This is a genomic window from Micromonospora sp. NPDC049089 (genome assembly GCF_040648775.1).
GTDB lineage: Bacteria > Actinomycetota > Actinomycetes > Mycobacteriales > Micromonosporaceae > Micromonospora.
The window spans coordinates 1-12,539 of record NZ_JBEZEH010000211.1 but is presented as its reverse complement, the minus strand read 5'-3'; the positions used below and the strand labels follow the sequence as shown (position 1 = coordinate 12,539).

The following is a 12,539-nucleotide window of genomic DNA, read 5'->3' as shown; positions in this document are numbered from 1 at the left end:
CCACAACCACCTTTGGGTGCGTGTTGTACTGCGGTGGGCTCTCCCGTTGTGGGGGGTCAAGGGGGGGGGGGGGCCGCCCCCGACGGCCCCCCCCCCGCCGCATGGATCCGTTCGGTCAGCTGCTCAGCGCAGTGATCGTGAGGGTGGTGCGGTAGCTGCCCTTCGCGATGCTGTCCGGGATCTTCAGATCCAGGTCAGCGCCGAGCTTGGCGCCGCCACGCGGGTGACCCTGCGCGGCCGCGGCGAGCGCGCTGGAGACCGAGAGGCCCTTGCCCTGGTCGTCGAGCGACGACAGGACCGGGGCACCGGCCTCGGCACCCGCGCCGGCGTCGAGCACGTACGGGTTCCAACCGAGGTAGGAGCCGGAGAACGTCTTGTCGGCGTCCGAGAAGTCGCCGACGTTGGCCGAGATCGACCACGGGGCGAGCGACCGGCGGCTGTCCGACACGAGGATCGGGTTGATCTTGCCGTTGGCCTGGAAGTAGGTGCCGTTGCGCTCCTGCGCGGTACCCAGGTCGACCAGACCGTTGTAGCCGTCGATCGTCCAGCCGAACTCGCCCGGGGCCGGGTTCGGCACGTTGACCTGGATGGCCTGACCGTCACCGTGGAACGGGTGCACCGTCACGTTGTCGACGATCGAGCCGACCGGCTGGCCCTCGGGGGTGTTGACGCAGGAGAGGCCGGCCTCGACCGACGCGTTCGGTGCCGCGCAGGTGCCGCTGCGGACGTTCGCCAGGACCAGCTTGTCGCCGCGCACCTGCACCTTGACGTAGCTGCGGACGTGCTCCTGGTTCTGCACGGAGTTGTACCAGAACTTGGCCGGGTCCAGCGGGTCCGGACCGTTGCCCTTGATGCCGGTGCCGGTGGCGTCCGGCTTCTTGATGTCGTAGTACTTCGAGCCCGAGGCCGAGTTGGCGGTCACGTAGATGACGCCGCCCGGGCCGGGGAAGACATCGGCGGCACCCGGCTTCTCGGCCGGGTTCTCCTTCTGGCCGTTCTTGATGGAGTAGCTGCGCGAGTAGCTGTGGTCGTGACCCTGGAGCACCATGTCGATGCCGAGGTTCGAGAAGGCAGTGGTGAAGTCTTCCCGACGCTGCTTGTTGTCGGTGTCGGTCGAGTGGCTGGCCGGCGAGTAGATGGAGTGGTGGTAGACCAGCACCTTCCACTTGGCCTCGGAGCCGTGCTTGTTCACCACGTCGGTGATGTACGAGACGTGCGCGGCGTCGCCGGCGTTGCTGCCGTCGGTCGGCAGCTTGTAGCTGTTGCTGTTGATGTCGATGAACAGCACGTCCTTGTAGACGAACCAGTAGTCCCCACCGGACTTGGTGCCTGCCGGGTTCCCGTTGTCGTAGTACGGGGCCGTGCGGTCGGTGTTCGGGGTGAAGTGGTGCTGCTCGTAGGACTTGCCGCCGACGTCGTGGTTACCGATGGTGGCGACCACTGGGTACTGACGCAGCTGGTCGGGGGCCATGAACGAGGTCCACTGACCCTCGTCGTTGGCGGACTCGACGTGGTCGCCGCCGGAGACCAGCAGTTCCGCGTTCGGGTTGGCCGCGGTGGCGACCTTCAGGGTGTCCTCCCAGCCGGCCTGGTCCTTGAGCCGGTCGCCGGACGAGCCGATCTGCGGGTCACCGAAGAAGAGGAAGTCGTAGTCGCCCTCGAAGTCCTGCGTCTTGAAGGCGTACGTCGGGGACCAGCTGCCCTCGGCGCCGACCCGGTACGAGTACGCGGTCTTCTCGCGCAGGTTGCTGATCGTGGCGTGCCGGTTGAACCCGGTGGTGGAGGTGTTCGCCGCGCCGACGGCGTCGAAGCTGACCGCGCCGGCCGGGAACTCGCCGTTGACGATCTCGGCGGTCGGGGCGAGCTGGATCTTCTGCGCGGTGTCGGCGGAGGAGTACCAGGTCACGATGCGCTGGGTCTCGTTGGCGCCGACGCCGAGGATCACGCTGCTGATCGTGGTGGACTCGGCCGCGCTCGCGGTGGCCATCAGGCCACTACCGAGGGCCGCGCCCAGACCGAGGAACCCGGCTGCGACCCCGGCGACCAGGCGCCGCCGCACGAGCGCGGAGGCCCGTGTCGAGGTGCTCAATGTCATCGACATTGTTCCCTTTTCAAATAGAGAAATGGATTGTGCCTTCACCCGACGCTGGGGAAGCAATTCCACGCTTTCGCCGCCCGATGAACCGATCATGAACGTGATCTTGCGAAAGACTGCACTTCACGAACTACTTAGCCCTGCTCATGATCCAGAAACGCGCTGCACAAACCAGATCAGCCCCATAATGGACACGCCCGCAGAAACGACTCCGGTCGCCCAGAGGCCGGCTTTCGGCGCACGACGGCGCAGCACGAACAGCAGCGGGAAGACGACAGCGATAATTGTCAACTGAACGACCTCGATGCCGACGTTGAACACCAGCAGCGACCACAACAGGGTCCACGACCACGCCTCGTCGATACCCAGGGCGCCCGCGAAGCCGAGGCCGTGCACGAGGCCGAAGCAGAACACCACGCCGAGGCGGATCCAGCCGGCCCGATCCAGGCTGAAGTGACCGCGCCCGGCCGTCTCCAGGTCAGCCGCGTGCTCACCACGCCGCCAGATCCCCCACAGGTGCCAACCGGCGACGACGGCGATCGACAGCGCGATGATCGGCTCCACGATCACCGCCGGCACCTCGACCAGGCCGAGCGCGGCGAGCATGAACGTCACCGAGTGCGCCAGCGTGAAGCTGGTGGCCGCGAGCACGATCTCCCGAAGCCGCCGGGACCCGGCGATGAGCGCCAGCAGGAACAGGATGTGGTCGATCCCGGTCAGCAGGTGCTCGGCGCCCAGGAGGAAGAACTCGCCGAACCGCTCGTACCAGGTCTGCGCCGTCGAGAAGGACGGGTTGGCGGCATCGAGCGCGGCACTGCCCGAGCGGCCGTCGATCTCGTACGTGACGATCGTCTTCGTGCCTTTGACGTAGCCCTCACCATCCGGGAAGAGGCCGCTGCGCACCACGTGCTCGTCGACCCGCTCCGGGCAGGTCCAGTCGAGCAGCAGGTCGGCGTACGGCACGCCCTCGCGCTCGCCGATCGTCGCGTCACCCACCTGGGCAGGCCGGCAGTCCGCACCCCGGGACGTCACAGCGAACCGGTCGGACACGTACCGGAGAACCGCCGGCGCGTGACCCTTCAGCGCGGCGGCCTGGGCAGCGGTGTCGCCCGCCTCGAACGCGGCGGTTCCCGCCTGGAAGAGCGGGTCGTCGTCGCCGGCATCCGCAGCGGACACGACGAGGAGGTCGTATTCGAGCTCCACACCGGTCCGAATGTGACCCTCATCTCCCGCTGCAATTTTCGCGTACACAGTCGACGAGAAGCCGTGCGCGGACGCCGGTTCGGCGCCCAGAAACGGAACCACCGCTGCGGCGAATCCGACAGCGGCGACGATAACGGTACGGCGGATGCGGCCTGACATTCGACTCCCTCGGTTGGCCAGTGCACGTTGCATGTCGCGGGTGAACGCCAACCCGCGCACCGACGAACCGCCGGAGAACAACTTCCCCGAACGACCGCCCACCGATTACCGGTGAACGGATTTGAGATAGGAATACGAAGAAGTACGCGCACTTTCCGCCACCACCCGGAGGACGATCACCTTGCGCCCCCCGCTTCGGGCCGTCGCCATGCTGGCCGCGACCGCCGCGCTGGTCTCCGCCTGCAACTCCAACGACGACTGGTCCGAGCCACGTCCGGCGCCCAGCGCCCTCGGCACTCTCGGCCCGGGTTTCGTCGACCCCTCCACGAAGCCCGCGCCGGAGGCGACGATCACCCCGCAGCCCGGCTCGTGGGCCGACGTCCACCCGCCGAAGGACTACCGGGTCGTCCTGTTGACCAGCGGTACGGACAACCCGACCAAGGCACTCGTGACGGCGGTCGAGGAGTGGGCCGACGACGAGCACGTCGACCTGAGGACCATCGTCGTCGGCAGTGCGCACGACACCGTTCCCAGCATCGCCAAGGCGATGGAGATGGGCCCGGACCTCATCGTCAGCGCGGGCAACGACCTCATCGACGGGCTCGCGCTGGTCACCCCGAACCACCTGGACGAGAAGTTCCTCGTGGTCGGCGCGGAACTCGCCGAGCCCACCCACAACGTCACGGCTGTCGACTGGGACGGCGCGTCGTTCCGTGGCGAGGGGCTCGGGATGTCCTCCACGTACGACCCGAACTCGTTCACCGCGGACCGGTGCGCCTCGGCCATCCGCGCGGGCGTGGCCGCGGTCCTCAACGACCTGACCGGGATCGTGGTCTGGCTCTGACACACCGGACGGCTCCCACGCTGGTATCCCGGTCGCCGCATCCGTTCGGCTGATTCTCGGGCCGGAAAGACGGGCTGCCGTGGATCGGCCCGGCGTGCGATCCTCTACCGATTGATCATGATCGGGACCGGTAGTGGAGGCAGGGTTTGGGTACCGCTTCGCGCATTCACCGACGGATGGTGTCGCTGGGCGTCGCCGTGACGCTCGTCTGCGGCGCGGCGGTGGGGCTCACCTCCGCCACCGCCACCGCGGCGGCGAGCGCACCGACCGACCTCAAGACCGCCGGTAGTCCCTGCGCCAGCGCCGCCCCGGGGCCGTACCTGAACCCGAAACGCTTCGGCAGCGCCGAGGCCGTCTCGCTACAGGGCACCCACAGCGGTACGCCGCGGGGCGGACGGCAGGCGGACTTCCAGGTGTGGGACGTGACCGACCCGGCACGACCGCAGCAGTGGCTCGTCGAGATAGGCGAGGAGAGCAACACCGTCTACGTCCAACTCGAGGACGAGTCGCGGCAGCTCGACGGGGTCACGTACGCCTGGCGGGTGCGTGTCCTCGACGGCGAGGACGCGTCGCCGTGGAGCAACACGTGCCACTTCACCGTCGACCGCAGCGGAGGCGAGGCACCAACTGTCACCTCGACCGATTACCCGGCCAGCGGTTGGGCCGGCAGCGGCGCGATCGGTGTTCCCGGCACGTTCACCCTGACCTCGGCCTCCGCCGACACCGTCAGCTACCTCTACGAGTTCTACTCCGGCGAACTGCCTGACGAGTACCAGGAATCCACTGTCGACGCTGATGGTCTCGGAGGGCCGGCGGTCGTCACGTTCACGCCCAAGGCAGCCTCTCTCCACTCACTGACGGTCCATGCCGTCGACCGCGCGGGAAACAGGTCCGAACGGGCGGTTCACACGTTCCACGTCAAGGAGACCCGACCGGAGGTCTTCTCCGCCGCATACCCGGAGTCGACACCGAACCAGGATTACAACGTCGGCGTACCGGGTGCGTTCGAGTTCCGGGCCACGGTTGCCGGCACGGCTTCCTTCGCGTGGCAGATCGACGAAGGCGGGCCGTCCGGCACCGTTGCGGCGGATGCCCGCGGGAAGGCGACGGCGATGATCGCCCCGACCCGTGGCGGCCGGCAGACCCTGTACGTCCACAGCGTCATGCACGACGGCACCGCCCACGTTCCGCGCGCCTACGCGTTCGCGGTGGACGACGCCCCGGTTCTCACCGGTGACACGGGTGGGGAGGTGACGATCGGTTCCTCGCTCACCATCCACCTCACCCCGCGCGCGCCGCGGGTGGTGGAGTACCTGTACTGGCCGGAGTACCCGGGCCTGGACGAGCGGCCGGTGGTGAAGAGCACGTTGGCGGCCCGTCCGGACGGCAGCGCCGACCTCGTCTGGACCGCCACCGAGACCCGCCTCGACGGCCTGCGGATCCAGAGCCGGAGCACGGACGGCACCCTGTCCACCCCTCGCTGGCTGAACGTCACGGTCGACGGTGCGGCACCGACCGTGACCCGCACCGGCAGCACCGCGGCCGGCACCTCGTCCACCTTCACCGCGCACAGCTCGATGGCCGACATCGTCGATTACGTGGCGACGCTGAACGACGACGACAGCACGAAACAGGTTCTCCGTCCGTCCGCCAACGGCAAGGTCACCTTCAGCTTCAGCACGATGGTGATCGGCCACAACTACGTGAGCGTCATCGCCCGTAACGCCGCCGGCGTACCGACGGAGAGGGGCACCCAGGTCTGGACGACGACGGACGAGCCCCAGGTCAGTTCCGTCGACTTCCCGGAGAACGGCAGCGGCCGACTCGCCACCGGCACCTTCACCTTCAGCTCGTACCTGCCCGACACCGTCGGCTACCGCTACTCGATGAACAGCGGGCCGGACGTGACCATCCCGGCCCGCGCCGACCGCACCGCGCAGGTGACCTGGACGCCGACGGCCGAGGGCGCCCACCGTCTGCGGGTCATCCGGCTCAGAGCCGACGGCGTTTGGTCCCGAACGTTCAAGGACCACCGGTTCGCGGTCGCCAACGCTGTCACCACTGTCGCGTCCGTCGCTCCGGGCACCGTGCCCTCCGGTGACCTGAGGACGATCACCATCCACGGGACCCAGTTACACCAAGACGACAAGGTCGAGGTAAGCCCCTACCGCACGGTGCCGATCCGGGCCTGGGTGAAGAGGGTCTCGGCGGACCGCCGGACGCTCACCGCCGAGGTGGATCTCAGCGGCGCAGTGCTCGGTCCGGCCACCCTGACCCTGCACCCGTACGGGACGCTCAAGCCGCTGGTCCTGGCCAACGCGTTCACGATCGGCCCACCCCCGCCCCCGCCGATGCAGTCGGTCCGGCCACCCACCATCAGCGGCACGATGGCGGTCCATGGCACCGTCACGGTGGACCCGGGCGAATGGACGCCCAGCGCGCAGCGCTACTCGTACCAGTGGTCTGCGAACGGCGTCAAGATCGGGAACGCGAACGGCTCGACCTTCACGATCCCTGTGGCGCTGCTAGGGCAGCGGCTGACGGTCACTGTCACAGCCAGCCGGGACACTTACACCTCGACCACCGTCACCTCGGCCGCCGTCGTGGTCGACAGGATGATCTGGCTTCCGCGCCCGTCGAAACTCAACCCACGCCCGCCGAAATTCGACCCGGACGCGACGGGGTCGAACCCGCGTCGTCTCCCGACCTGACCGGAACGGACGCGACAGGGCCGGCCTCGCGCTCAGCGCGGGGCAGGCCCTTCGTCCTCGAACTCGTACGTGGTGGTCAGGCCCTCAGGCAGGTCGGGAACCAGGGCGTTGGTGCCGTCGACCACCTGGACGTAGCGCTTGCCCTGGAAGACCGAGTAGCTGCCGTCCGGCACCTGGTCGATCCGGAAGAGCTGCGTCGAGGCGGCGGCATCACACGCCCGCCCGCGTACGCTGCCCGGCGCGGCGTCGTGCACGACGGTCATGCAGATCGGCTCGGCACCGGCGGCCAGCAGGATCCGATACCTGTCGCCCTCGGGGCGCAGCACCCACAGCGCCCGATCGTCGATGCCCTGTTCGGTGGTGGCCCGGATCTGATCGCCGTCGCGGTCGATCGCCAACGTGGCCCCGCGCATGCCGGGCAGCACGATCTGGACCTGCCGCCGGCCACCGAGGATCTCCTGCGGTCCCGCCGAGGCGGTCGCCGACGGGACCACCGGCGGTGCGGCCTGGGTGGCCGGGCCGACGCCGGGCGTCTCGACGGTGTCGCGCACCTGCACCAGTGCGGTGCCGGCGGCGAGGGCCACCACGGCCAGCCCCGCTGCGCCGACGGCCGTCCGACGTCGCCGACGCCGGTCGCTGCGGTGCCGCAACGCCTGTGCCCCCGGCATGGTGGTGACTCGCCGGACCTCGTCCACGATCGCGGTGAGATCGTCGCGCGGATCAGCCATGGGAGGTCTCCTCCTGGTGCGCATCGGTCAGCAACCCGGCCATCGCTCTCCGACCACGGGCGAGGTACGTCTTCACGGTTCCGACGGGGGCCTGCATCTCGGCTGCCACCTCCGCGACGCTGAGGTCGTTGAGGTGGTGCAGCACGACGGCCCGGCGCTCGTTGGCGCTCAGTCGTTGCAGCGCCTGCAACAGCGCGACGTGGTCCTCGTTCAGTCCGGGCACGCCCTGGTCGACAGCGGCCCGGCGGTGTGCGCGTACCCGGTTGAACGCCTTGCGCCAACTGCTCACCGCGATCCGGGAGGCCACCCGGCGGACCCACGCCTCCGGACTGTCCGTCTCCCGCACCGTCGCCCACCGCTGCCAGGCCCGCATGAACGCCTCGGCGACGGCGTCCTCGGCCTCGGCGCGATTGCCGGTGAGCGCGTACACGTGACCCACGACCCGACCCGCACAGGCCGCGTAGAGGGCGTCGAACTCTTCGGCGTCACGCATCCGACCGGTGCCCTCCCCTGCCTCGTCCCCTGGTCACCGCCGCATGGAACTCGCACTGGTGGACCGGTCAGGTCGGCGCGGGGCGCGATTGTGGCCTGTGTCACACCACGGTGATCAACCTGACGACCTGGTCAGGCGTCATCGTGCCGACCCGGGAGACGCCCGTGTCGGAGAGGACGATGTGCGACGACGGCAACGACGCGCCCTGACAGCCGGCGTACTCGCGACCGCGCTGGTTGCGGCGGGCCTGATCGCCCAACCGGCGAACGCGCAGGAGACGCCGACGGCCACGGCCCCCGGCACCCACGGAACCTTCACCCTGATCACCGGTGACCGGGTTTCGCTGGACGCGGCGGGGCGTCCGCAGATCCAGCGCGGGCCGGGTCGGGCCGGCATGCGGTTCGTGAGCAGCCGGGAGGACGGTCACCAGTACGTCATCCCGGTCGACGCGATGCCGCTGGTGCGGGACGGGCGGCTCGATCGACGCCTGTTCGACCTGAGCACGCTCGGCGAGTTCGGCTACGACGACCGTGCAGCCGAATTGCCGCTGCTGGTCGCGTACCCCGAGAACATGGCGGCGCGGGCACGGACCGCGACCACCGGGGGCGCCGGCCGGGTGCGGGCCGATCTCCCGGCCGCGCACGCGCTCGCGGTCCGCGCGGACCCTGACGACGGGGTGAAGCTCTGGACGTCGCTGACCAGTGGTACGCCGTCCGCGCGCACCCTCACCACCGGAATCACCCACATCTGGCTGGACGGCAAGCGCAAGGTCTCCCTCGATCGCAGCGTGCCGCAGATCGGTGCCCCGGCGGCGTGGCAGGCAGGTTTCGACGGCACCGGCGTCACCGTCGGCGTGCTGGACACCGGGATCGACGCCAGCCACCCCGACTTCGCCGGCCACCTCGCCGAGGTTCGGGACTTCACCGGCGGCAACGACCCCGGCGACTCGGTCGGCCACGGCACCCACGTGGCATCAACCATCGTCGGCAGCGGCGCCGCCTCCGGCGGGAGGTACCGCGGGGTCGCACCGGGGGCGAAGCTGCTCGTCGGCAAGGTCTGCGCCACCACCGAATGCCAGGACTCGGACATCATCACCGGCATGCAGTGGCTCGCGCCGCAGACCCGGGTGGTCAACCTGAGCGTGGGCGGCGACGACGCACCCGGCCTCGACCCGCTGGAGACCGCGGTCCAGGAGCTGAGCAACCGGTACGGCACCCTGTTCGTGGTCGCGGCCGGCAACGAGGGGAAGCCAAAGTCGGTCTCCTCGCCGGCCTCCGCCGACGACGCTCTCGCCGTCGCCGCCGTAGACGCCGACGACCAGCGGGCCTACTTCTCCAGCCGGGGCCCGCGCGTCGGCGACAACCACATCAAGCCCGAGATCAGCGCTCCGGGCGTCGACATCGTGGCCGCCGCCCCCGGTGGCGACTACGCCACCATGTCGGGTACGTCGATGGCGACCCCGCACGTCGCCGGCACCGCCGCGATTCTCGCCGGCCAGCACCCGGACTGGACCGGGCCGCAGCTCAAGGCCGCCCTGATGGACTCGGCCAAGCCGACCGGCGAGGACACCATCTACGAGCAGGGCGCCGGCCGGGTGGACATCGCCCGCGCGGTCGCCCAGCCGGTCGCCGCCGACATCGCCGCCATCGACTTTCCGGTGCAGCGCTGGCCGCACGCCGACGACAGCCCGATCACCCAGGTCGTCGGCTACCGCAACACGGGCACCGCACCGGTCACCCTGACGCTGGCCATCGCGCCGGCACCGGCCGGCATGCTCACCGTCAGCCCGGCCACGCTGGTGGTGCCGGCCGGTGGCCGGGCCGAGGCGACGATCACGGTGGACACCCGCGTGGACGCCCCGGACGGCGTCTACCAGGGCGCGCTGACCGCGACCGGTGCCGGCGACCTGCGGGTACGGACGCCCTTCGTGTTGAACCGTGAGATCGAAAGCTACGACGTACGGCTCAACCACACCGGACGCGACGGCAGACCGGCCACCGAGTACACGACAGTGGCGGCGAACCTGACCACCGGCGAGTTCAGCACCCTGCCCGCGACACCGGGCGGCGGCGTCCTGCGGCTGCCCAAGGGGCGGTACGCGTTGTACAGCACCATCCACGAGGGTGCCGTGTCGACACTGCTCGCGCAGCCGGTCCTGGACGTACGCGGCCCGATCACCGAGGCGGTCGACGCCCGCAACGCCAAGCCCATCGCGTTGACAGTGCCGCAGCACGACGCCGCGCCGATCTCGATCAACGTGAGCGCCAACTGGGACGACGGCATGCGCTACCCGGGCGTCCAACTCAGCGGAGTCTCCCTCACTGACGTCTTCTTCGGCCGGCTCGGGCCCGCCGTCGCGGCACCCGAGTTCACCTCGACGCTGGGCGTCGGGCTCGCCCGACCGGGCAGGGACGGCACCTTCCGCAACAGCCCCTACACCTACGACCTGGCGTACGTGGGCAGGGGCGACATGTTCACCGGCCTGACCAGGAAGCTGTCACCGAAGAACCTCGCCACGGTCAGGGCGACCTACCGCAGCCAGTCCACGGCGGCGACGGCCATCCGTTTCCACCGCGCGTCGGCTCCCGGAGGCTCGGGCCCGATCGGGTCGAACACGCCTGTCGACCTGCCGTTCAAGGGCACCGAGTACTACAACACCGACGGCGGCATCGTCTGGACGTCCACGTTCGTCGAGGGGGACAACTCCACGACGCAGGATTCGACCTTCAGGCCGGGGCGTACGTACAGCCAGACCTGGAACGCGGCACCCTTCGGGCCCTCCGTGACCCAGGCACCGACCCTGTCACCCCTGGGGTACGCGGGCCGCGACGGCGACACCATCTCGATCGCGTCGGTGCCCCTGTTCGGCGACGCGACCGGTCGCCCCGCGAGCCGCGACGACCAGCCGGTGCGGTTCCGGCTGCTGCGCGACGGTAAGGAGATCGGCACCTCGGACAGCCCGTGGGCCGAGTTCGCGGTGCCCGCCGGAAAGGCGACTTACCGGCTGGAGGCGACCGCCACCCGAGGCGCACCGGACACGCTGTCGACGTCGGTCTCGGTGGCCTGGACCTTCACCTCGGCGCACACCACGTCGCCGGAGCGGCTGCCTCTGACCACGGCCCGCCCGACGCCAGTGCTCGACGACACCAACACGGCACGGACCGGCCGGATCATGTCGATCCCGGTGGCGCTGGACCGGCAGGCCGGTTCGAAGGCGGCGCCGAACCGCACGCTCGGCGTGTCCGCGTCGTTCGACGACGGCCGGACGTGGGTCGCCCTCCCGGTGATCCGGAACGTCGCGCTGATCAGTCACCCACGACGGGCCGGTTTCGTCTCGCTGCGGTTGACCGCCACCGACACCGCCGGCAACACGGTCACCCAGACGATCCAGCGGGCCTACCGGATCGCCTGACGCATTGCCCGGTCCGGGGTGGCGGCGCCTGGAGCCGCCGCCCCGGACCTTCATCACCTGCACTGATCGCTTGTCGCGGCTGTCGTTCCGCTGCGGTGACCGAGGACACGGTGCACCGACTCCGCTGACAGGGTGGAATCAGAGGTGTGAGCAGAAGGCACCGGCGAGTGACGTCGTGAGGTCCACTCTTTCGACCCGCGATCCGGGTTCGTCCAGCGGCGGCACGACGCCCGCGGCGGACGAACCGAGTCGGGTGACGCCCGCCCATCGGCAGCGCTGGGCGGTGCAGACAATGGCCGTCACGCCCGACGACCAGGTGCTGGAGATCGGTTGCGGTCGGGGAGCAGCCGTCTCCCTGGTCGCCGGCCAACTCACCACCGGCCGGATCGTCGCCATCGACCGCGCCGCGACGATGGTGCGGCTCGCTACCGAACGGAACTTGGGCCACATCGACGCTGGTAGGGCCGAGATCCGGCGAGCAGGGTTCGAGTCGGCCGACCTACCAACCGGCCACTTCACCAAGATCTTCGCGGTGAACGTCAGCCTTTTCTGGTTGGGCGACGCAGCGCAGCAGATCGCTCGGATACGCAGCCTGCTGGCGTCGGGAGGACGGCTCTACGTCTTCGGCGAGCGACCCACCGAAGCGCACGCCACCGCGAACGTCACCGCGACCGAAGCACTGCTCCAAGCCCACGGTTTCGCCACGACCACGTCGAGCGCCACCCGTGGTCAGGGTCAGGTGCTCACCTGTGTCACCGGCACACCGATCCGGTGAGCCTGGGCTGATCGCAGCGTTGACATGAGCCGGGCGGGGGGGGGGGGTGGGCGGGGGGGTGGAGGGCGGCGGGGTGGTCGGCGGCGGGGTGGTCGGCGGCGGGGTGGTCTGGGTGCCGC

General features: G+C 69.8%; 8 protein-coding genes. 4 read left to right on the top strand and 4 right to left on the bottom strand.

The features are described from left to right. Window positions 1-115: 115 nt before the first annotated feature. Together AB0B48_RS27825 and AB0B48_RS27820 are read right to left on the bottom strand one after the other, a co-directional pair. The gene (locus AB0B48_RS27825) at window positions 116-2,095 is read right to left on the bottom strand and encodes a metallophosphoesterase family protein (protein WP_357206640.1); all 1,980 of its coding nucleotides are present in this window, start codon (window positions 2,093-2,095) and stop codon (window positions 116-118) included. 144 nt (window positions 2,096-2,239) lie between these two features. Beyond that, window positions 2,240-3,298 carry a HupE/UreJ family protein gene (locus AB0B48_RS27820; RefSeq protein ID WP_357206638.1) on the bottom strand — a complete coding sequence of 353 codons (1,059 nt, stop codon included), beginning with the start codon at window positions 3,296-3,298 and terminating at the stop codon, window positions 2,240-2,242. 340 nt (window positions 3,299-3,638) lie between these two features. On the opposite strand from AB0B48_RS27820, the gene AB0B48_RS27815 reads away from it, so the two are divergent. Together AB0B48_RS27815 and AB0B48_RS27810 are read left to right on the top strand one after the other, a co-directional pair. Beyond that, window positions 3,639-4,301, top strand: a complete 663-nt coding sequence (locus tag AB0B48_RS27815) for a hypothetical protein (protein WP_357206636.1) — start codon at window positions 3,639-3,641, stop codon at window positions 4,299-4,301. Between the two features lie 176 nt (window positions 4,302-4,477). Beyond that, window positions 4,478-7,012, top strand: a complete 2,535-nt coding sequence (locus AB0B48_RS27810) for a hypothetical protein (RefSeq protein ID WP_357206634.1) — start codon at window positions 4,478-4,480, stop codon at window positions 7,010-7,012. 32 nt (window positions 7,013-7,044) lie between these two features. Here AB0B48_RS27810 and AB0B48_RS27805 read toward each other — a convergent pair whose 3' ends face one another. Both AB0B48_RS27805 and AB0B48_RS27800 read right to left on the bottom strand, forming a co-directional pair. Further along, entirely contained in the window at window positions 7,045-7,740 is a 696-nt protein-coding gene (locus AB0B48_RS27805; protein ID WP_357206632.1) for a hypothetical protein, read from the bottom strand. Continuing rightward, the gene (locus AB0B48_RS27800; protein ID WP_091396991.1) at window positions 7,733-8,233 is read right to left on the bottom strand and encodes a sigma-70 family RNA polymerase sigma factor; all 501 of its coding nucleotides are present in this window, start codon (window positions 8,231-8,233) and stop codon (window positions 7,733-7,735) included. Before AB0B48_RS27800 ends, AB0B48_RS27805 begins: the two co-directional genes overlap by 8 nt. A gap of 181 nt (window positions 8,234-8,414) precedes the next feature. Between AB0B48_RS27800 and AB0B48_RS27795 the strand changes: the two genes are divergently transcribed. Continuing rightward, a complete protein-coding gene (locus AB0B48_RS27795; protein WP_357206630.1) occupies window positions 8,415-11,645 on the top strand; it encodes a S8 family serine peptidase in 3,231 nt (1,076 codons plus the stop codon). Window positions 11,646-11,937: 292 nt separating this feature from the next. Beyond that, window positions 11,938-12,420 carry a class I SAM-dependent methyltransferase gene (locus tag AB0B48_RS27790; protein WP_357206628.1) on the top strand — a complete coding sequence of 161 codons (483 nt, stop codon included), beginning with the start codon at window positions 11,938-11,940 and terminating at the stop codon, window positions 12,418-12,420. Window positions 12,421-12,539: the final 119 nt, after the last annotated feature.